The organism is Aurantiacibacter spongiae (genome assembly GCF_003815535.1).
Lineage (GTDB): Bacteria > Pseudomonadota > Alphaproteobacteria > Sphingomonadales > Sphingomonadaceae > Alteraurantiacibacter > Alteraurantiacibacter spongiae.
Genome location: NZ_RPFZ01000001.1, coordinates 311,914 through 328,436, shown reverse-complemented (window position 1 = coordinate 328,436; position 16,523 = coordinate 311,914). Strand labels below are relative to the sequence as shown.

Sequence of the window (16,523 nt, the reverse complement as noted above, 5' to 3'; positions counted from 1 at the left end):
TTCCAGAAGCTAGGGCGCGAGCCCGATCTGCATCCCGAACGAAAGCAAAACAGCTCCCATGAAGATCAGCGGCGTGGACATCCGTCCCGGCAACATCATCGAATACGAAGGCGGCATCTGGAAGGTCGCCAAGATCCAGCATACCCAGCCTGGCAAGGGCGGGGCGTACATGCAGGTCGAGATGAAGAACCTCATCGACGGCCGCAAGACGAACGTTCGCTTCCGCAGCGCCGATACGGTGGAGAAGGTGCGGCTCGACACCAAGGACTACCAGTTCCTCTATGAGGATGGCGACATGCTGGTATTCATGGATCAGGACACGTTCGAGCAGATCATGCTGCCGAGCGATCTTCTGGGCGATGCGCGGCCGTTCTTGCAGGATGGGATGCAGGTACAGCTCGAACTGTGGGAGGAAAAACCCATCAGCGTGCAGCTTCCCGCCCAGATCGAGGCCGAGATCGTCGAGGCGGACGCGGTCGTGAAGGGGCAGACCGCCTCTTCCAGTTACAAGCCGGCCGTGCTTGATAATGGCGTACGCATCATGGTGCCGCCGCATATCGAGAGCGGCACGCGCATCGTGGTGGACGTGTACGAGCAATCCTATGTCGGGAAGGCCGGGTAACGCACCATGCCCGCATTGTCCGGCATCATTCGTGTCATGGAAAAAGCCGCGCGCAAGGCGGGCGGCCGCCTGCGTCGGGACTTCGGCGAGGTCGAGCACCTGCAGGTCAGCCGCAAGGGTCCGGCGGACTTCGTTTCCAAGGCCGATCGCGCGGCGGAACGCATCATCTGGGACGAACTGAAAGCCGCGCGCCCGGGCTGGGGTTTCGTAATGGAGGAAGCGGGCGAGATGGAGGGCGACGAGGACAAGCCGCGCTTCATCGTGGATCCGCTCGACGGGACGAGCAACTTTCTCCACGGCATACCCCACTTCGCCGTCAGCATCGCCGTGCAGGAGCGCAAGCTCGGCAGCGACGACTGGGGCGAGGTTACGGCGGGCGTCGTGTATCAGCCGATTACCGACGAGACGTTCTGGGCGGAAAAGTCGCGCGGAGCGTGGCTGCACGACGGGCGCCTGCGCGTTTCCGGACGGCGGCAGATGAGCGACGCGCTGATCGCGACCGGCATTCCCTATCAGGGGCACGGCAATTTCGCCGAATGGAGTCGCATCTTCGGCGCGCTCGGACCGAACGTTGCCGGGATTCGCCGCTTCGGCGCCGCCTCGCTCGATCTCGCCTGGGTTGCGGCCGGACGTTTCGACGGGTTCTGGGAAAGCGGCCTGTCGCCGTGGGACAGCGCCGCCGGATGCCTGCTGGTTCGCGAGGCCGGCGGGTTCGTGACCGACTATCGCGGGCGCTCGCAGGCGATCTGCGACGAACAGGTGATAGCGGCCAACGATCCGCTTCATTCGCGCCTGCACAAGATGGTTGCGGAAGCGCTTCGCTAGATATCGCCGGGCGATACTGGCGCTTGCCGCGATGCCCCCGGGCCGCTAATCGCCCGCTTGCTTCGCGAACAGGTGCCCCTGTGGCGGAATTGGTAGACGCGTTCGACTCAAAATCGAATTTCTTCTGAAGTGCCGGTTCGAGTCCGGCCAGGGGTACCAGCCTTCGCAACGGGCGAGTGCAGACGGAAGGGAGGCATGCGCGAAACCGCTTGAACTCGGCAACGCGCAATGGAACCTTCGCTACCCGCCGTGATCGATGCACCATCCCCCCATGCCCTGGCGGCGATGATCCTGACCGTCGCGGTCTTCATCGCCTTCGCACGGGGGCGGATGTCGACCGAGATCGTTTCGCTGCTGACCATCGCGATCATCGCGGTGGGACTGTATTTCTATCCCTTGCCCGATACCAATCCGACGGACGGGCTGGCGCTCGCCTTCGGTGGCTTCGGCCACTACGCGCTCATCACGATCTGCGCGCTGATGACCATGGGGCGCGGTCTCGTGGTGACGGGCGCGCTGGAGCCGGCGGCCCGCGCGCTCGAGCGGATCTGGAAGGTCAGCCTGCAACTGGGCCTGTTCGTCTCCCTGCTGCTCGCCTTCGGACTGTCCATGATCGTGAACGACACGCCGGTGCTGGTCCTGCTGCTGCCCATTTTCGTTGCGTTGGCGCAGCGCGGCGCCATGCCCGCCTCGAAGACGCTCATACCGCTCAACGCAGCCGTACTGATCGGAGGAATGGCGACGACGATCGGCACGTCCACCAACCTGCTGGTGGTCGGCATCGCCCGCGATCTCGGCATGCCGCAGATGTCGGTGTTTCACTATACTCCCATCGTGCTGTTGGCGGCAATTGTCGCTTTCCCGTACCTGTGGCTCGTCATGCCGCGCTTGCTGCCGGACAATTCCACGGCCGGGCAACAGGCGCGGCGGCGCTTTCTCACCCATCTCAGGGTCACACCGGCCAGCGAGCTGGTCGGTCGGCATTTCGACGAGATCGTCGACCGCCTGCCGGACGAATTCCGTTTCGAAGAACGCCCGCCCAGCCGGTTCGAGGTCGGCCAGCGTCTGTTGATTTCGGGGACGCATGAAGGCCTGCAACTGGCCTTGCGCGAATTGCGCGGACAGGTCGCGCCAGGCTGGGTTCTTGATCGCATCGACAGCGACGCGAGGAAGAGCGGAGAGGACGTCCAGGTTCTGGAAATGGTCGTGACCGCCGACAGCCGCATCATCGGCCGCACCCTGGCGAGTTCGGGAATCGCGGACCGCTACGGCGTCGCCGTCCTCGGTATCCACAAGCCCGAGCGGTTGATGCACAACGAACCCGCCGCACGCGGAGACGAGATCCGCCTGGCCGAGGGGGATGTCCTGCTGGTCATCGGCAATCGCGGTGCGCTCGACGAGTTCGCGACAACGGATAGCCTGTTGCAACTGGAAGGCGGGCAGGACGTGCCGCGCCGTTCCAAGGCGGTCATCGCCGCGGCGATCATGTTCGGCGCGGTCGCGCTGGCCTCGGTCGGTCTGCCCTTCTTCGGTCGGCAGGGGTTCTACCTGCTCACCGTACCCATCGCCATTTCGGCCCTGCTCGGCGCGATCCTGATGTTCGTGACGGGATGCGTGAAGTTCGACAGGGTGGGGCGGGCGCTGTCTGCCAAGGTCATCGTCCTGGTCGCTGCCAGCATCGCCATCGGCCGCATCATTCTCGACAGCGGGGCGGCGGAGTGGCTGGGCGAAACGCTCGCGATGGGACTGCAGTTTCTCCCGCCAGCGGGCGTGCTCGCGGCCATCATGCTGTTCGTGACGCTGCTGACCAACTTCGCCTCGAACGCGACCGCCGCCACTGTGGGCACCCCTATCGCCTTCAACATCGCCAACCAGCTGGGGCTGCCGCAGGAACCGTTGATCCTCGCGGTGCTCTTCGGCTGCAACCTCTGCTACGCGACGCCGATCGCATACCAGACCAACATGCTCATCATGGCAGAGGGAAATTACGCCTTTCGTGACTATCTGCGCACCGGCGTGCCGCTGGTCGTGCTGATGGTAACGACCCTGTCCGTCCTGCTGGCGATGACTTACGGAATGTAACGAACTCAGCGCGAGCCGCTGCGCCGGGCCGAGCTGCGTTCCATCATCCGGGCCGCGCGGCGGATGTCGCCGGCGTCGGTCAGGCCCGCCCGGCGCATGTCCGCGAGCAGGCTCGCCAGTTCTTCTTCGCTCAACGTATCGAGAAAGTCCTGCGAATAGCCGGGCATCGATCCCGCCGCACGGGCATAGTCCGCCCGGCCGATAGACGATCCGCTAGGCGAGACGTCGATCATCGGCGCGCCGAAATCGCCGCCGCCTTCCGTTCCCCCGAAACTGCCGACCGGTTCGGGTTCGGCCAGGGCGAGCCGGGGCGGGCCGGTGATCTCGGCGCTCGCCTTTCGAATGCGAACGTCTTCCTGGTGCTGTTCGACATGCGCTTCCATAGCCTGGCGGTTCTCGCCATCGGCGAACATCGCCAGCATTCCGGTCATCGCGACCGTGGTCACGGCGAAGTGCTTGTACATCTTCAGCGGGATCGGGGGTTTGGAGATCTGCGCCATCGCCTTCGCGTCTCTACAGACTTCAGGTTAACCGCTCACGCGGCGAAAATGGTTAATTTCCGAATACTTGCGAGGCGTGATCGACTGGGCGGAACCGAGATATGACAAATGTGTTCTGGCGCCACACACCAAGGATAAAAACCATGACCGAAGAACGCATTACTCAAGTCGAGACGCCGGGTGGCAACACCCACACGCATACCACGGTCGTGCAGGACGCCCCGCGCGAAGCCGGCGGCGGCGGAAAGTGGTTGGTAATCATCGTTCTGCTGGTTCTCGCGGCGATCGCGGTGGTCGTATTCACCCAGATGAGCGGCGCCGAAGTCGCCAAGGACAACGCGGTCGCGGGCGCGGCAAACAGCGTGGGCGATGCTGCCGGTCAGGTGGGCGACGCGGCGCAGGGTGTCGGGGAGGCCGCGGAGGATGCCGTCGGCGGGGAATAGCCCCGTCCGCCGGCGCCATACCCGACCACAAGTGTAAGGTTTACCGACACTAGTCCTTACACCACGGTAAAGCGCGCCTTTGCGGTGCGTTTTTCCTATCCGTTTTCCCGTTTCCGTTTTGTCTCAAGCTTCACAATCGCGGCCCGGCCCATGCGTCGCTGGTCGATCTGCGCCGCGTATTGCTCCACGATGCGATAGGTCTGGCCGGTAATCGCCGCCGTCTCGGCTACACTGCATCCCGCTTCCAGCAGGCTGATGACGGCGTTCTTTCGCAGGCCATGCGGCACGACCTCGACGCCCATCGCCGCACCGTGGGCCTTCAACTCCTTGCGGATTACCTGGTCGGTCATGGGGTGCCCGCCCTCCCGCGTCAGGATCGTCATCCCGCGCTTCGGTGTCCGGTCCAGCTCCGCGCGCAATTCGGCTAGCATTGGGATCCATAGCTTCTTGCCGGTCTTCTGCTGGGTGACGAAAATCTCGTCCCCGCGAACGTCGCTCCATTGCATCTTGCAAACGTCGCCGATCCGCTGCCCGGTGAAATACAGCAGATGTGCAGCAAGGCGGGTTCGGTCGTGTTCGCTGACCAGCGCCGCCTCCAGAACGGGGGCGGGCCACGGCTCATGACTTCCGCCCTTGATCTTGTCGAAGTCGCGGACGGGGTTGAGTTCGGTCTTGCCCTGCCGCCGGGCGTGACGATAGACCAGCCCTAGAACGGCGAGAAAGATGTTGTGCGCGCTGGCCGATGGCAGGCCGTGGTCCAGCACGCGCTGGATATCGTCGCGGCGCAGGTCGTTGATCGGAAACCTGCCCAGCGCATCCTCGATGGTGCGCAGCGCGTAGCGATACAGCTTTTTCGTGCTATCCGCCTTGCCGACGAAGTCGGTGCTTTCCTCGTATGCCTGACAAGCTGCGGCAAGGCTGTATCCCGCGCGCTTTTCCCGCTTGGCCTTCATCCTGCCGTAAGCGACGAAAAACTCGGGGCTGGAAGGGCGGGGCAGGGGTGCATAGATCACCTTCCCGTCCTTGCGCTCGCCGGTGTTGAAGTAGGCATACAGCTTGCCCTTGGCGCGGACGTGCTTCACGTATTTGAGGCGAGGGGGCTTAGCCATAGCGTTCCTGCAATTCCTTGCGGTAGTCCGGAATCTCCGCCTCTCCCGCAAGAATGGCAAGTGACTTGTCCAGCGCCGGGCGAAACCAGTGATCGCGGCCGCCGAGGTTGATGGGCGAAGGCAGGCGACCCTTCCCGACCTCCCCGAGAAACGCCGAGCGTGACAGGTCGCAATAGGAAGCGGCGGTATCCACCTTCATCATATGCGGCCAGCGCTCGTTCACCGCCCATCCTCCAGCACGCAATCACAAGGAACCTCCACACCGTTGACGATCTTGCCACAGCACCACTTAGGCAGGCCGCGTCGATTGAGCCGCTTGTAGGTGCTACTGGACGGACTGACGCACAGCGCGGTGCGGACAAATGAGCCAGAACCCGCCGCCCACGCTTGGTAATGCTGCCCGGTTTCTACGCGCAGGTGGCCGGGATGCAGATAATCCGTATGGGTTGCCCTATCCATCCCCCATCCCCTCGCGCTCGTCGATCTTCTCAATGGCGTGCGCCTTGCTGATGGCGAGGATTGTGACGGTATCCTCCGGACGAACGCCCTCTTTCTCGAACACCAGTAGCTGGGCGCCCAAGTCAATGTCGGCCAGTTCGTAGCCTTTGTAGGGAAAGCCCTTCATGTGTTGTCTCCTTGGGTGCGGAGGGCGGGTTCTTCGGTTAGGGCAAGACTACCGCTCAACATGCGATGAACCTGCTCGGCCGAATATCCTGCGTTGAAAGCTTCCTCGACCGCAGCGCCAAGTTCATTGTCGATTTTCTTGCACCCTTCGACGAGCTTGAAGCGACGCGCCGCCTCTACCCGCTCGGCAAAGCTATCGTGGGGCCGGGTCATCGGGTTAGGTCCAGCACAGCTCGGGCGATTGCTAGATAATATTTGCGGGCCCAATCTGGATCGTGATCTTCAAAATGGGCAGCAATACACGTGCTACTGTCGCAAAAGCCTGGCCAAGCATCCGGATCAGCTTCGTAGGCGCAAGTCTCGTTCCAATTCAGACCTTGGCTCTTAGCTATTAGCGCCGCTGCTTCCTCCACTTCCTGATCTGCAAGGCTATCATCGGACTGCGGCGACTGCCGAGCCAACGCCTCGTCGATCCGCTCCATCAGGTCGGCAGGCAGCGTTCCGGCACCATCCGGGTCGCGAACCTCGTCCGCTATGTCGCGAAGGAGGGTGGTCGTCTCGGTCATCGGTCTTTCCTTCCAAATAGCCACCGGCGGCGGGGTTCAGGCTCGCCGGTGCGTCGCGGCAATTCACTGGCGAGCGTGCGGGCGGGCGCGTTGACGTAGGCGGGTTCGCGGGTCTGGCCGCGTTGACGGGTGGCGATCATGCGGCGATCCTTTCCGAAATGGCGTCCACGGCGGCGATCCGCTCCCCAATCCAAGACATCACGTTCACCGCCATGCTGTTGCCGTAGGCCTTGTATTGCGGGCCATCCGGGCAGTTCTCGGCGGTCTTGTTGCGCCATGCGATGCGTGCCCAATCGTCGGGAAAGCCCTGTAGGCGGGCGCATTCGGTGGGGGTCAGGCGGCGGACGGCCCAATCGTGAAGGATATTGCGCTCTTGCGCTCGGCCGCCTCCACTCGGCGCAGTCAGCGCGTAAGCCACACCCTCCTGAATTTCGAGATGGCGACCGTCGGCGCGGCCTCGCTCTTGGAAAGCCACCGCCGGCATCACCCCGGCATTGGCATGGCTCGCCGTATGGCCGCCCGCGTGCAAGGTGGGGCTACACTCAGACATCGCGTCGGCGCCGTGATCCTTGGCGGAGAAGGCCACCGCCTGCGAAACCTGCCGAGCCTCCAGCGTGTAGGCGGCACCATCATTGCGCCAGCCCTTCCCATCGGGACCGGCAGCAGGGTTCTCGCTGACAGCACGCTCTTGAATGGCGATGGGCACAAGGCTGTCGCAGGTATCGGCATCGGTGCCGTATGGCCGCGTGCCGCCCGTCGAGTTGCCGCCTGCCCGAAGCGTTGGCGCCACCGGCACAATCGGCGTTCCCCGCCCCGTTCCGTCCTCGCTGGCGTCGAAGCCCTCGCCGCGCAGGGCATGGGCGATCAGCGTTTCGGTTTCGGCATCGTTCGATCGCTGCCCGTTCACCGACACGCAGAATGACGCATCGCCACTGTTCGCGATCAGCCCCCCGTCGCAGTCGAAGTCCGTCCCGAGGCCACCGCCCGCAGTGCTTCGGCTAGGGACGGTGGGAGCGACTTCCCCCGCTTCTCGGCGCGGCGCAGGATTCCCGCGCAGGCTTTCGCGGTCAAATAGAACCGCTGCGGGATTGATGTCGGCGGCTCCAGAATATCCGACAAGGAACACACGACGGCGGCGCTGGGGGACAGCTCGTCCGAAACGGCCCACTCGCACATATTGAGCGTCCAGCACTCGGTAGGCCCACCGGAACCCGCATTCGCCCACGAGCCGGAGGAAGGTTCCCATCGTCCGTCCTTCGTCATGCGACAGGACTCCGGGGACATTCTCCCAAACGATCCAGCGGGGCTGAATGCGTCGAGCCAGCGCCAGAAACTCAAGCGTGAGGTTGCCGCGCGGATCGTCCAGGCCAAGGCGCTTTCCGGCGATGCTGAAAGATTGGCAGGGGGTGCCTCCGACAAGAAGGTCAACTGGTCCGACATGCTGAGCCTCTATTTTCGTGAAGTCGCCGAACAGCGGCAGGACGTTCGATCCCGGCGAATAGTGGTGTTCGTCATCGACCGACACCGCCCCGAGGCGCTGTTCCAGAACGGCGCGGGGGAACGGTTCGATCTCGGACACGCCGGCGCATTTCCAGCCAAGAGGCCTCCATGCCACGGTCGCAGCCTCGATCCCGCTGCACACGGAAAGGTAGCGGATCACAGCAGCGCCTCCCAAAGGAACGGTGCCGCCGCCACGATGCGCGGCGCGTTCGCTACCGCCACCAGCACTACGACAACGGACACGGCCAGACGGCACTCCCCGCGCCAGGTGTCGTCATCGACGGCGGCGATGGTATGGATGATGCGGCGGATCATGCCTCACCTCGCGCTTTGGCGAGAATGGCCTCATGCCGAGCGCACATCTCGCAGGCCGGGTCGAAGCATTCGTCGACTTGTTCTTGGATCGCCTCCAACAGGTCAGGCGCGGCGGCGATCAGACGGGCGTTGGCTTCTCGCTGGTCGCGCGGCCCATCCATCGTGCAAATGGACCCGATGCCTCCGTTGACGCACCAGTTCTCGCCAAGCTCTTCGTAAGGCGTGTCTTCGAATTGGGCTTCCCACGGCCCCTTAGTCGGCTGCGACATTAGCGGCCTCCAGTCCTTTTTTGATTGCAATGGAGTGCTTCTGACCGCGTGAGGTCCGGCCATGCCGCTCTCGATCTTCGGCGTTCTCTTTGGTCGTTCCCCACGCGAGATTTTCGACGGAATTGTTCGTCTTATCTCCGTCAAGGTGCCTCACTTCATGCGCGGGTGACGGGCGGGGTGAAAGATATTCCCGTGCGACAAGCCTGTGAACAGCTAGGCGACTACGCTTGCCATTGATGGTAAGGCGAACAGACGGATACCCGTCCGCATTTGGCTCCAATCTCATTTCGCGCTCACCATAGCCGCGCCAGTTGCTCTTTACGGAGAACACCCGACCGTCTCGCGTGACGAAATAACCCGGCGTGTGCCCGCTCATGCCCTTTCCCCTTCCGTGCTGGTGGACGGTTCGAGAGCGGCGCGGGCGAACAAGGCCGATACGGGCTGCTCATGCTGTTCGGCGGGCGAGCAATTATAGCGGTCTATGCTGGCGAGAAAGCGAAGGCACATGGCGGCGGTTTGAATTGCTTCCATGCGGACGCCTTCAAGCGTTTCCTTGTGCGGCTCATAGGTGACTTGCAGACAGGCTTTTGCCAATTCGCCCGCTTCTTCGGTCACGACATTGCCCGCGTCGATGATGCGCGTTGGCCAAGTCGGAAACTTGGCTACAGCCTTTTCAACCTCGGCCAGAACATCACCGATTACGCCGCTCCGCAGCCGCGCATTCTCACTCGACCGCTCGGTTGCGTCCGTAGTGGTGCGGGTGTTCCATGCGGTTATGGCTTCTTCGCGCGTCTGCCGTGACGGCCCAAGCGCACTGCATCCCGTGCATATGACACAATCGCCATTGTCATCCGCAGCTACGACAGGCGGGAATTCCGTTTCGCAAAACGGACACGCCACCAGCGCGCTATCGGTTGTGTTGGTCGGTTGGGTCATGCCGCCCACCGTTCGGCAGCGGCCTTGTCCTCGGCGGCCCAGCGCTTGAGACGCGCCTCGCTCTCCGCGATCTGGCGCAGGCAGTATTCCTGCATGTCGGCAAGGGCCATGTCGATGGGATCGGTCATGCGTCACCGCCTTCGGCACGAACGCGCTTGACCAACCCAGCGTCTCGCAGTGCTTCTGCGATCTCGAATGCAGTAATGTCGTTTCCACTTTCCATCGCCTGCTGAATTGTCAATTCAACGGGATCGACGGGTTGCGGTAGGTCTGCGAGGATGGCGGAAGCGCTGGGGTCGTCACCGCAAGCTGCGCGGCTGCTGATATACGCCACCATCCGTTCCACCAACTCCGGCGAAGGGGCATTGGCGGGCTTTTCGGTGCGGTTGCGGATGCGCCAAGAGTCGCCGCACCACATGAACCCATCTGGACGCCAGATACCACTTCGACCATCGAAGCCGCCTGTGGTATAATAATCGCCAACGTGGTCAGGGTTTTCTGGATTACCAGCAAGTTCTACATTCTGCACCCGCCCATCGGGATGAATGGCCACAAGATCGCCATCCCAGTCCACCGGATCGGTCGAGTGATAAAGCGCGTTCCAGTCGATTTTCTGGGTCATGCGATCAGTCCTTCAAGAAACGTGGGGCGGTCGGCCTCGATCTCGGCAATCTCGACCAGCAGATCGGGCAGCGTCTTGGCGGTGCAGCTGAGGTCGTTATCGACCCAGCCATCCTCCGGACCTTCGTAAGAGGCGTCGTAGTCGCGGTGGGTCGCGGACCATGCCGGGAACGGCCAGCGGTCTTGGCCGATGGTCCAGCCCTTGGCTTCGGCTTCGGCGCGGGTCATGCTATGGATTCCCATCCGCCATCGCCGTCGCAGATTTCACAGGTGTCCATGCAAATATCGCAACCGCTTTCAGGATCGACGCAGGCGTATTCCTCCCAGCAGTTTGCTACTCGACCTTCGCCGCCGCACTGCCAGCATTTGGTCCAATCGCTGAAGTTATCGATGGTGCGAGATGGTGTGGTCATACCCGCTCCCCCGCACGCGAATTGAAATAGGGGTGATCGTCGGCAAACCGGCCGGTCGCGCATTCGTAGCGGTAGGCGCGGTGGGCGCGGATTTCCTCCGCCTCGATCTCGGCAAAGACCGCTTCCAGTTCGATGCGTCACCGGTGTCGAGCGCGCCCTGTGCCGCCCAGTAGACAGCCTCGTCGCGGTTCTCGGCATCGTCGCGGATGGAACGCAGGCAGTCGCGGTGGAACGGGGTGGCCTTCCAGCGCTCCCAGCGCAGCGGCCAGCTGGGCCACGCATCGAACTCGACGCGCGGAGCCTCGGCGCATGTCGGCGCACCGATCTGGCGGGCCTTGGCGTTCAGGCGGGTGAGGGCGTTCATGCCGGCACCTGTTCGGCGCGTAGATCAAACACCGGCTGCTGGAGGTTATGCCACGGAACACCGTAAAGCACAGCTTGGAAAAGTGCGATCCGGTCTGCTTTGTCGAGCAAATTGAAACGCTTGGCTAATTCAGTAGCGGTTTCAAAACGATCATAAAATTCAGAGCTAGTGGTCGTGACAATATTGAGATCACCGCGCCGCCATGATCGGAAGCCGCCATTATCGTTTCCGGTATAGAACTCAGGCGATCCGTCTTGCGTAAACCCCTGTTCTGACATCGAAGCCGATACATCATCGGACACCAGAACCAGCCAATCCTCGTCAGTGTCACACGGGGGCGGGTCACAAATTACTCTGCTGCCGGTAGGTCTGGCGCGAGCGCCACCTGTAATCTCAATAATCTCTGCACGGGGGGTAGCCATCATCGTCTCCATTCCCGGTTGGGTATGGAGAGGGTTTAGTTGGCTATATCCAACCTGTCAACGAAAAAGGTTGGTGGTATCCAACTAATCGAGCGAGACGCATTCTCGCACATAGCCAGGACAGAACGCGCCGGGTGGGCATTGCTCTTGATCAGCCTGCTCTAAGCGGGCCTTGGCGGATCGACAGGCTTCCATTGAAGAGAAGCGCTGTGATTGGCCCGCATCGCCCATCGTCACTAGTTCAATCACACGCGAAGGCGCGCTGGCGGATGGAGCTGGGGCCACTGGCGGTCGTGCGACTGCCACTTGGCCGGAATTGCGTTCAAGAGCTTCGACCCGATCCTTTAGCGCAGCAATCTCATCATGATTGATTGAAGCCTGATCTTCTGCCCACACTGCCGCGCTTTCCAGATCGGCCCGGCTCATGCGGTCGTCGCAGCTGGCTAGGACAGCAATCGGCGCGAGGCACCAGGCAAAACGAAGCGCACGATAGTAGCCCATTCGATCTCCACGTTCTCAATCGGTGGCGCATTAAGCGATAGCAGGGTGAAGCGACCTTCTTCACTGCCCTTTATAAGCTGCTTGATGTAGGTTTCGCCCGTGCTGAGACGAACGGCGCAATCCTCCCCGACATACTCGGGCAGCACCCCGTCGTGCTCGCGCTGGATATAGATGATGTCGCCTTCCCGGTAGCGTGGCAACATCGACGAGCCTCTAACAATAAGGGCGATCAGCGTTCCGGATATACCGGGCGGTCGCAGCACCGAATCTTCGTGCCCCATGTCCTCGAAAATGATCTCACCCCCAGCACCGATATATCCCACGACGGAGACTCTAGGCGCCGCCAGCAAGTCTGCAAGGGGGACATCTAGAGCGCTGGACAACTTCGACAGCGTTCCGATTTGGATGTCCTTCGATTTTTCGAGAAGGTCTTTGACCAGGGTTCGGTTCTTACCGACCCGTAGCGAAAGCGTGGTCGGCTTCACATCCCGCGCCTTCATCACGGCGCGGAGATTGGACCTGATCGTCTCAATATCTGGTTCGTCTGACACGCCCAGATAGTTGGACCAATCCGAACTTTTTGCGAAGGGAGGACGTATCCAGCGTTGACAGTTGGTTTTATCCAACCTAATGTCGGCGTCATGGATAACCTGCTCACCGAAATTCAGGCGTTCTGCAAGCGTCATGAGATGTCGAAATGGGACTTCGGAGAGAAGGCCCTGAATGACCGTCCGTTTGTCGGACAACTCGAAAAGGGGCGCGACATCAAGTTTAGCACCGCTGCGCGCGTGCGGGACTGGATGGATGAACAAGACCGAAAGGCGGCAGCATGACCCGCCGCTATCTCTCCACGCTTTACCGCTTCGCCGGCCGCTTCATCGCCACCGGCATGTCCCGTCGCCAGCGCCTGTCCGTGATGATGGACACGGTAGCAAACGATAATTTCGGCGGGGTGGCTTAGATGGCTGACGATTGGCAGATTGGCGATCTGGCGCTGTGTGTGGCCGTAAGGCACCCGCTGTTTAGAGATCCATCGATTATACTGTCGGTTGGCGCGATCTACACAGTGAAAATTGTGGGTGTGCCGCGTCCAAAGTGCAGGAATGAACGGGCACTGGGTTTCTGGGAGGTATCGCCCCGGCGAAAAGGTAAAATCGGATTCCCCGAAAGTCTCTTCCGCAAAATCCGCCCCCTGACCGACGAAGAACATCGCGAAGCCATCCTTGAACTGGCGGGCGACGTTCCCGTGCTCGAACCCGCCAACCTCACTCACCCTGTAGCAGACCCGGCGCGCGATAACGCCAATCGCTTCGCTGCGCCCGGTTCTGATCGTTCCTTTCATGACGGAGACAATGCCCGTGTCTGACAAGCACGTCCGCCCGAACAGCAAACGTCTTACGGACGCAGACGCCCGCCACCTGCTGGCCGATGGACTACTGCGCGCCTGCCACCGTGACGGCCCTTCGCGGGTCGCGCTGGAAACGGGCTGCGATGAAAAGACCATCCGCCGGGCGCGTGACGAGGAAACGACGCTCAAGCTGGGTTGCGCCTGGAACCTACTCGACGTTGACGTTCACGCGCTCGATGCCATCGCCGCTGCCAAGGGCGTAATGATCGTGCCGCTCATGGATGCAGCTGACGACATCATCGCATCCGCCGGGGCCGCCATCCATCGGATCGGACAGAACCGCGCTGCCGGATCGGACGGTGGCTCGAGCGAAACCGACCGCGAGCTGATCGACAGCGAGGCGGAAAACGACGCCCTGCTGGCAGCGTGTCTCGAACGCCGGTCACGCATTTCGCAGGCCAAGCTTCGGAGAGCCGCATGACCATCCGCGACAACTTCACCACCCGGCAGGACTACCGCGCTGGCGATCTCGCGCCCGCCGAGGAAGTGCAGGCCGATCCGCTGCGCGCATGGGTGTGGCGGGGGCTGACGCTCTACATCGTCGGGGCATGGGCCGGGCTGATCTGGTGGCTGGCATGACCCGCAACTGGACCGCTCTTGCCATGCTCTGGATCGCCGCGCTCGCCATGATGGCGGCGGCGTGGGGGATGGGGACTTTTCACGGACCGCAGCCGGTCGGGGCCGACCTGCGGGCTCAATCCACAACGCCGGCCCCTAGGAAAGGATGATTTTCCTGTGAACACGATGACCACCATCACGCCCCCGGCGCAAGAGGAAGTCCTGCTTTCTCCACGCGCCGCGTTGGGGCTGTGCATTCATTCGCTGAACCTGGCCGCGCAAGAGATCGAACGTCTCGGCGGCGAGGGCTCGTTTGTCCGCAACACCGTGGAGCGGGTTACGCCCGTCCGGTGGTCGGCATGAACAACATCTTTCTCGACATAGAGACGATCCCGAACCAGTCGTCGGAATACCGCGACCGGGTTCGTGAGAGCATCACCGCTCCGGCGCAATACAAGAAGCCGGAAAGCATCGCGCAGTGGATTGCCGACCACGGCGATGCCGCGGCAGACGAGATCGTCGCCAAGACCAGCTTCAATCCCACCCAGGGTCATATCTGCACCATAGGCTTTGCGCTCGGGGACGGTGATGTGACGGCGGTCCACGCCGAAAGCGTGGATGGCGAAGCCCTGGTTCTCGAAACCTTCTTTGCCGCGCTGCCGACGATGGGCGTCAATCGCTTCATCGGTCACTATATCAGCGGTTTCGATATGCGCTTCATCCTGTGCCGCGCGATCGTTCTGGGCGTGAAGCTACCGCCTTCGGTCGCGTTCCCTCGGGATCTCAAACCGTGGTCGCAAGAGATATTCGACACGATGACCGCGTGGGCCGGTGCGCGTGACCGGATCAGTCAGGACGATCTGTGCCAAGCCCTTTCCCTGCCGTGCAAGGATGGTTTCGACGGTTCGATGGTCGCTCAGGCGTGGGCCGATGGCGAACATGCGAAGATCGCCGAATACTGCAAGCGGGACGTTGAAACCGTCCGCTCGATATTCCGCCGCTTCGAAGCCGTGGGGTATTGAAGATGACCTTCACCGACGAACAGAACAAGGCGCTCAGCGCCCCGCTCAGCCCGAAGGTCGTCGCCAAGCGCCGTCAGGGCGGCGGAGAGGTGTCCTACATCGAGGGATGGCACGCAATCGCCGAGGCCAACCGCATTTTCGGCTTCGATGGCTGGACCCGCGAGACACTGGACCTGCGTCCGGTCGGTCAGACCTACGAGAACAAGAACGGCAACAAGGTGGTCAATTACAGCTGCCGCGTCCGTATCTGCGTGGGCGATCTCATCCGCGAGGGATGCGGGTTCGGCCAGGGCATCGACCGCGACGAGGGGCAGGCTCACGAAAGTGCGCTGAAGGAAGCCGAGACGGACGCGATGAAGCGCGCCTTCATGACGTTCGGCAACCCGTTCGGACTGGCGCTCTACGACAAGACGCAGAGCAACGTTCGTGAGGCTCCGCCCCCCACCATCACCGACGAACAGCGCAACGAACTGATGGCCCTGTGCGATAGCAGCGGCTTTCCGGTGAAGCGCTTTCTCGACACCGCCAAGATCACCGATCTTCGCCAGCTGCCCGCCGACAAGTTTGCAGGCGGCAAGGCGTGGATCATCGAACAAATTGCACTACAGAAGGAGGCCGCTTGAATGGCCGGAAGTCTCAATAAGGTCATGCTCATCGGCAACCTGGGTCAAGACCCGGAAGTCCGCTCGTTCCAGAACGGTGGCAGGGTCTGCAACCTGCGTATCGCCACCAGCGAAAGCTGGAAGGACAAGGCCACCGGCGAGCGCAAGGAGCGCACCGAATGGCACACCGTCGCGATATTCAGTGATGGCCTCGTGTCGGTCGCCGAACGCTACCTGCGCAAAGGCAGCAAGGTATTCGTCGAGGGCCAACTGCAAACCCGCAAGTGGCAGGATCAGTCCGGCAACGACCGCTATTCCACCGAGATCGTGGTGCAGGGCTTCAACGGCACGCTGACCATGCTCGATGGCGCGTCCGGCGGCGGCGGTGGCCGCCAGCGCGGCGGCGGCGAGGACTGGGGCCGCGGCGGCGGCAGCGGCGACTTCGGCGGCGGTTCTGGCGGCGGCGGATCGTCCTCGGGCGGGGGCAATGCCAGTTACGACGATCTCGACGACGACATTCCGTTCTAGCGACGTGTTCCCCCCACAATCCCCAACACCCTCAACACAAAGGAACCCGACATGTCAGAATCCGATGACCGCCTGCGCCTTTTGATCGAACGCATCGAACGCCTGGAAGAAGAAAAGAAGGGCATCGCCGACGATATCCGCGATGTCTATGCCGAAGCCAAGGCCGTGGGCTACGATCCGAAGATCATGCGCCAGGTCGTCAAGCTGCGCGCCATGAGCGCGGACGACCGCGCCGAACAGGAAGCCATCCTCGACACCTACAAGGCTTCGCTGGGCATCGCCTGATGAAGCCT

General features: G+C 62.3%; 33 protein-coding genes and 1 tRNA gene. 15 read left to right on the top strand and 19 right to left on the bottom strand.

Features of this window, described 5'->3' with window-relative positions; all coding sequences use genetic code 11:
- Positions 1–58: 58 nt before the first annotated feature.
- The 4 genes from efp to EG799_RS01700 all read left to right on the top strand — a co-directional run bounded on the left by efp (position 59) and on the right by EG799_RS01700 (position 3,529).
- A complete protein-coding gene (gene efp, locus EG799_RS01715; protein ID WP_123877997.1) occupies positions 59–622 on the top strand; it encodes an elongation factor P in 564 nt (187 codons plus the stop codon).
- A gap of 6 nt (positions 623–628) precedes the next feature.
- The gene (locus tag EG799_RS01710; RefSeq protein WP_123877995.1) at positions 629–1,447 is read left to right on the top strand and encodes an inositol monophosphatase family protein; all 819 of its coding nucleotides are present in this window, start codon (positions 629–631) and stop codon (positions 1,445–1,447) included.
- Positions 1,448–1,521: 74 nt separating this feature from the next.
- Positions 1,522–1,606: transfer RNA gene (locus EG799_RS01705), tRNA-Leu, on the top strand.
- Positions 1,607–1,675: 69 nt separating this feature from the next.
- A complete protein-coding gene (locus EG799_RS01700; protein ID WP_234028965.1) occupies positions 1,676–3,529 on the top strand; it encodes an SLC13 family permease in 1,854 nt (617 codons plus the stop codon).
- Between the two features lie 5 nt (positions 3,530–3,534).
- Here the strand turns inward: EG799_RS01700 and EG799_RS01695 are convergent, their stop codons facing one another.
- Positions 3,535–4,029: a hypothetical protein gene (locus EG799_RS01695; protein WP_123877993.1), complete on the bottom strand. Its 495-nt coding sequence runs from the start codon at positions 4,027–4,029 to the stop codon at positions 3,535–3,537.
- Between the two features lie 143 nt (positions 4,030–4,172).
- Between EG799_RS01695 and EG799_RS01690 the strand changes: the two genes are divergently transcribed.
- Positions 4,173–4,472 (top strand): hypothetical protein, encoded by a 300-nt coding sequence (locus tag EG799_RS01690; protein WP_123877991.1) that lies wholly within the window; start codon positions 4,173–4,175, stop codon positions 4,470–4,472.
- A 95-nt stretch (positions 4,473–4,567) separates the two neighbouring features.
- On the opposite strand, the gene EG799_RS01685 is transcribed toward EG799_RS01690, so the two are convergent.
- From EG799_RS01685 to EG799_RS01620, 18 genes are all read right to left on the bottom strand, one after another.
- Positions 4,568–5,581 (bottom strand): tyrosine-type recombinase/integrase, encoded by a 1,014-nt coding sequence (locus EG799_RS01685; RefSeq protein WP_123877989.1) that lies wholly within the window; start codon positions 5,579–5,581, stop codon positions 4,568–4,570.
- On the bottom strand, positions 5,574–5,804 hold the full coding sequence (locus EG799_RS01680; RefSeq protein ID WP_123877987.1) for a hypothetical protein: 231 nt from the start codon (positions 5,802–5,804) through the stop codon (positions 5,574–5,576). Before EG799_RS01680 ends, EG799_RS01685 begins: the two co-directional genes overlap by 8 nt.
- Entirely contained in the window at positions 5,801–6,040 is a 240-nt protein-coding gene (locus EG799_RS13935) for a hypothetical protein (protein ID WP_123877985.1), read from the bottom strand. The genes EG799_RS01680 and EG799_RS13935 overlap by 4 nt, the downstream gene beginning before the upstream one ends.
- Positions 6,033–6,206 carry a hypothetical protein gene (locus EG799_RS13930; RefSeq protein ID WP_158610981.1) on the bottom strand — a complete coding sequence of 58 codons (174 nt, stop codon included), beginning with the start codon at positions 6,204–6,206 and terminating at the stop codon, positions 6,033–6,035. The genes EG799_RS13935 and EG799_RS13930 overlap by 8 nt, the downstream gene beginning before the upstream one ends.
- On the bottom strand, positions 6,203–6,418 hold the full coding sequence (locus EG799_RS01670; RefSeq protein WP_123877983.1) for a hypothetical protein: 216 nt from the start codon (positions 6,416–6,418) through the stop codon (positions 6,203–6,205). The genes EG799_RS13930 and EG799_RS01670 overlap by 4 nt, the downstream gene beginning before the upstream one ends.
- Entirely contained in the window at positions 6,415–6,771 is a 357-nt protein-coding gene (locus EG799_RS01665; RefSeq protein ID WP_123877981.1) for a hypothetical protein, read from the bottom strand. The genes EG799_RS01670 and EG799_RS01665 overlap by 4 nt, the downstream gene beginning before the upstream one ends.
- Complete coding sequence (locus EG799_RS13925; protein WP_158610980.1) at positions 6,768–6,911, bottom strand: hypothetical protein; 144 nt, start codon at positions 6,909–6,911, stop codon at positions 6,768–6,770. Before EG799_RS13925 ends, EG799_RS01665 begins: the two co-directional genes overlap by 4 nt.
- Positions 6,908–8,431 (bottom strand): DNA (cytosine-5-)-methyltransferase, encoded by a 1,524-nt coding sequence (dcm, locus tag EG799_RS01660; RefSeq protein WP_234028964.1) that lies wholly within the window; start codon positions 8,429–8,431, stop codon positions 6,908–6,910. Before dcm ends, EG799_RS13925 begins: the two co-directional genes overlap by 4 nt.
- Positions 8,428–8,586, bottom strand: coding sequence for a hypothetical protein (locus EG799_RS13920; RefSeq protein WP_158610979.1), 159 nt, complete (start codon positions 8,584–8,586; stop codon positions 8,428–8,430). Before EG799_RS13920 ends, dcm begins: the two co-directional genes overlap by 4 nt.
- Positions 8,583–8,855 (bottom strand): hypothetical protein, encoded by a 273-nt coding sequence (locus tag EG799_RS01655; protein WP_123877979.1) that lies wholly within the window; start codon positions 8,853–8,855, stop codon positions 8,583–8,585. Before EG799_RS01655 ends, EG799_RS13920 begins: the two co-directional genes overlap by 4 nt.
- Positions 8,839–9,141: an HNH endonuclease signature motif containing protein gene (locus tag EG799_RS14345; RefSeq protein WP_407641233.1), complete on the bottom strand. Its 303-nt coding sequence runs from the start codon at positions 9,139–9,141 to the stop codon at positions 8,839–8,841. Before EG799_RS14345 ends, EG799_RS01655 begins: the two co-directional genes overlap by 17 nt.
- Before the next feature lie 86 nt (positions 9,142–9,227).
- Positions 9,228–9,791, bottom strand: coding sequence for a Lar family restriction alleviation protein (locus EG799_RS01645; RefSeq protein WP_123877975.1), 564 nt, complete (start codon positions 9,789–9,791; stop codon positions 9,228–9,230).
- Complete coding sequence (locus EG799_RS14250) at positions 9,788–9,919, bottom strand: hypothetical protein (RefSeq protein WP_267900621.1); 132 nt, start codon at positions 9,917–9,919, stop codon at positions 9,788–9,790. Before EG799_RS14250 ends, EG799_RS01645 begins: the two co-directional genes overlap by 4 nt.
- A complete protein-coding gene (locus EG799_RS01640; protein WP_123877973.1) occupies positions 9,916–10,413 on the bottom strand; it encodes a hypothetical protein in 498 nt (165 codons plus the stop codon). Before EG799_RS01640 ends, EG799_RS14250 begins: the two co-directional genes overlap by 4 nt.
- Positions 10,410–10,640: a hypothetical protein gene (locus tag EG799_RS01635; protein ID WP_123877971.1), complete on the bottom strand. Its 231-nt coding sequence runs from the start codon at positions 10,638–10,640 to the stop codon at positions 10,410–10,412. The genes EG799_RS01640 and EG799_RS01635 overlap by 4 nt, the downstream gene beginning before the upstream one ends.
- 156 nt (positions 10,641–10,796) lie before the next feature.
- Entirely contained in the window at positions 10,797–11,189 is a 393-nt protein-coding gene (locus EG799_RS01630) for a hypothetical protein (RefSeq protein ID WP_123877969.1), read from the bottom strand.
- The gene (locus EG799_RS01625; protein WP_181950862.1) at positions 11,186–11,491 is read right to left on the bottom strand and encodes a hypothetical protein; all 306 of its coding nucleotides are present in this window, start codon (positions 11,489–11,491) and stop codon (positions 11,186–11,188) included. Before EG799_RS01625 ends, EG799_RS01630 begins: the two co-directional genes overlap by 4 nt.
- A 563-nt stretch (positions 11,492–12,054) precedes the next feature.
- The gene (locus EG799_RS01620) at positions 12,055–12,663 is read right to left on the bottom strand and encodes a S24 family peptidase (protein ID WP_234028963.1); all 609 of its coding nucleotides are present in this window, start codon (positions 12,661–12,663) and stop codon (positions 12,055–12,057) included.
- Between the two features lie 90 nt (positions 12,664–12,753).
- Here EG799_RS01620 and EG799_RS01615 point away from each other — a divergent pair, with 90 nt between their 5' ends.
- From EG799_RS01615 to EG799_RS01580, 10 genes are all read left to right on the top strand, one after another.
- Positions 12,754–12,945, top strand: a complete 192-nt coding sequence (locus tag EG799_RS01615) for a hypothetical protein (RefSeq protein WP_123877967.1) — start codon at positions 12,754–12,756, stop codon at positions 12,943–12,945.
- Positions 12,942–13,073, top strand: a complete 132-nt coding sequence (locus EG799_RS14245) for a hypothetical protein (protein ID WP_267900620.1) — start codon at positions 12,942–12,944, stop codon at positions 13,071–13,073. Before EG799_RS01615 ends, EG799_RS14245 begins: the two co-directional genes overlap by 4 nt.
- The gene (locus EG799_RS01610; RefSeq protein WP_123877965.1) at positions 13,074–13,478 is read left to right on the top strand and encodes a hypothetical protein; all 405 of its coding nucleotides are present in this window, start codon (positions 13,074–13,076) and stop codon (positions 13,476–13,478) included.
- Entirely contained in the window at positions 13,471–13,941 is a 471-nt protein-coding gene (locus tag EG799_RS01605) for a hypothetical protein (protein ID WP_123877963.1), read from the top strand. The genes EG799_RS01610 and EG799_RS01605 overlap by 8 nt, the downstream gene beginning before the upstream one ends.
- Complete coding sequence (locus EG799_RS13915) at positions 13,938–14,099, top strand: hypothetical protein (protein ID WP_158610978.1); 162 nt, start codon at positions 13,938–13,940, stop codon at positions 14,097–14,099. Before EG799_RS01605 ends, EG799_RS13915 begins: the two co-directional genes overlap by 4 nt.
- Before the next feature lie 156 nt (positions 14,100–14,255).
- Complete coding sequence (locus EG799_RS01600; RefSeq protein ID WP_123877961.1) at positions 14,256–14,441, top strand: hypothetical protein; 186 nt, start codon at positions 14,256–14,258, stop codon at positions 14,439–14,441.
- Entirely contained in the window at positions 14,438–15,100 is a 663-nt protein-coding gene (locus tag EG799_RS01595) for a 3'-5' exonuclease family protein (protein WP_123877959.1), read from the top strand. Before EG799_RS01600 ends, EG799_RS01595 begins: the two co-directional genes overlap by 4 nt.
- Before the next feature lie 2 nt (positions 15,101–15,102).
- Positions 15,103–15,723: an RAD52 family DNA repair protein gene (locus EG799_RS01590; protein WP_123877957.1), complete on the top strand. Its 621-nt coding sequence runs from the start codon at positions 15,103–15,105 to the stop codon at positions 15,721–15,723.
- Complete coding sequence (gene ssb, locus EG799_RS01585; RefSeq protein WP_123877956.1) at positions 15,724–16,230, top strand: single-stranded DNA-binding protein; 507 nt, start codon at positions 15,724–15,726, stop codon at positions 16,228–16,230.
- Positions 16,231–16,281: 51 nt separating this feature from the next.
- On the top strand, positions 16,282–16,515 hold the full coding sequence (locus tag EG799_RS01580) for a DUF2312 domain-containing protein (protein WP_123877954.1): 234 nt from the start codon (positions 16,282–16,284) through the stop codon (positions 16,513–16,515).
- Positions 16,516–16,523 lie beyond the last annotated feature (8 nt).

Bases quoted from the DNA above. Each gene is read 5' to 3' on its own strand.
- efp (WP_123877997.1), top strand. From the start codon at position 59: ATGAAGATCAGCGGCGTGGACATCCGTCCCGGCAACATCATCGAATAC.
- EG799_RS01710 (WP_123877995.1), top strand. From the start codon at position 629: ATGCCCGCATTGTCCGGCATCATTCGTGTCATGGAAAAAGCCGCGCGC.
- EG799_RS01700 (WP_234028965.1), top strand. From the start codon at position 1,676: ATGGAACCTTCGCTACCCGCCGTGATCGATGCACCATCCCCCCATGCC.
- EG799_RS01695 (WP_123877993.1), bottom strand. From the start codon at position 4,029: ATGGCGCAGATCTCCAAACCCCCGATCCCGCTGAAGATGTACAAGCAC.
- EG799_RS01690 (WP_123877991.1), top strand. From the start codon at position 4,173: ATGACCGAAGAACGCATTACTCAAGTCGAGACGCCGGGTGGCAACACC.
- EG799_RS01685 (WP_123877989.1), bottom strand. From the start codon at position 5,581: ATGGCTAAGCCCCCTCGCCTCAAATACGTGAAGCACGTCCGCGCCAAG.
- EG799_RS13935 (WP_123877985.1), bottom strand. From the start codon at position 6,040: ATGGATAGGGCAACCCATACGGATTATCTGCATCCCGGCCACCTGCGC.
- EG799_RS13930 (WP_158610981.1), bottom strand. From the start codon at position 6,206: ATGAAGGGCTTTCCCTACAAAGGCTACGAACTGGCCGACATTGACTTG.
- EG799_RS01670 (WP_123877983.1), bottom strand. From the start codon at position 6,418: ATGACCCGGCCCCACGATAGCTTTGCCGAGCGGGTAGAGGCGGCGCGT.
- EG799_RS01665 (WP_123877981.1), bottom strand. From the start codon at position 6,771: ATGACCGAGACGACCACCCTCCTTCGCGACATAGCGGACGAGGTTCGC.
- EG799_RS13925 (WP_158610980.1), bottom strand. From the start codon at position 6,911: ATGATCGCCACCCGTCAACGCGGCCAGACCCGCGAACCCGCCTACGTC.
- EG799_RS13920 (WP_158610979.1), bottom strand. From the start codon at position 8,586: ATGATCCGCCGCATCATCCATACCATCGCCGCCGTCGATGACGACACC.
- EG799_RS01655 (WP_123877979.1), bottom strand. From the start codon at position 8,855: ATGTCGCAGCCGACTAAGGGGCCGTGGGAAGCCCAATTCGAAGACACG.
- EG799_RS14345 (WP_407641233.1), bottom strand. From the start codon at position 9,141: ATGAGATTGGAGCCAAATGCGGACGGGTATCCGTCTGTTCGCCTTACC.
- EG799_RS01645 (WP_123877975.1), bottom strand. From the start codon at position 9,791: ATGACCCAACCGACCAACACAACCGATAGCGCGCTGGTGGCGTGTCCG.
- EG799_RS14250 (WP_267900621.1), bottom strand. From the start codon at position 9,919: ATGACCGATCCCATCGACATGGCCCTTGCCGACATGCAGGAATACTGC.
- EG799_RS01640 (WP_123877973.1), bottom strand. From the start codon at position 10,413: ATGACCCAGAAAATCGACTGGAACGCGCTTTATCACTCGACCGATCCG.
- EG799_RS01635 (WP_123877971.1), bottom strand. From the start codon at position 10,640: ATGACCCGCGCCGAAGCCGAAGCCAAGGGCTGGACCATCGGCCAAGAC.
- EG799_RS01630 (WP_123877969.1), bottom strand. From the start codon at position 11,189: ATGAACGCCCTCACCCGCCTGAACGCCAAGGCCCGCCAGATCGGTGCG.
- EG799_RS01615 (WP_123877967.1), top strand. From the start codon at position 12,754: ATGGATAACCTGCTCACCGAAATTCAGGCGTTCTGCAAGCGTCATGAG.
- EG799_RS14245 (WP_267900620.1), top strand. From the start codon at position 12,942: ATGACCCGCCGCTATCTCTCCACGCTTTACCGCTTCGCCGGCCGCTTC.
- EG799_RS01610 (WP_123877965.1), top strand. From the start codon at position 13,074: ATGGCTGACGATTGGCAGATTGGCGATCTGGCGCTGTGTGTGGCCGTA.
- EG799_RS13915 (WP_158610978.1), top strand. From the start codon at position 13,938: ATGACCATCCGCGACAACTTCACCACCCGGCAGGACTACCGCGCTGGC.
- EG799_RS01595 (WP_123877959.1), top strand. From the start codon at position 14,438: ATGAACAACATCTTTCTCGACATAGAGACGATCCCGAACCAGTCGTCG.
- EG799_RS01590 (WP_123877957.1), top strand. From the start codon at position 15,103: ATGACCTTCACCGACGAACAGAACAAGGCGCTCAGCGCCCCGCTCAGC.
- ssb (WP_123877956.1), top strand. From the start codon at position 15,724: ATGGCCGGAAGTCTCAATAAGGTCATGCTCATCGGCAACCTGGGTCAA.
- EG799_RS01580 (WP_123877954.1), top strand. From the start codon at position 16,282: ATGTCAGAATCCGATGACCGCCTGCGCCTTTTGATCGAACGCATCGAA.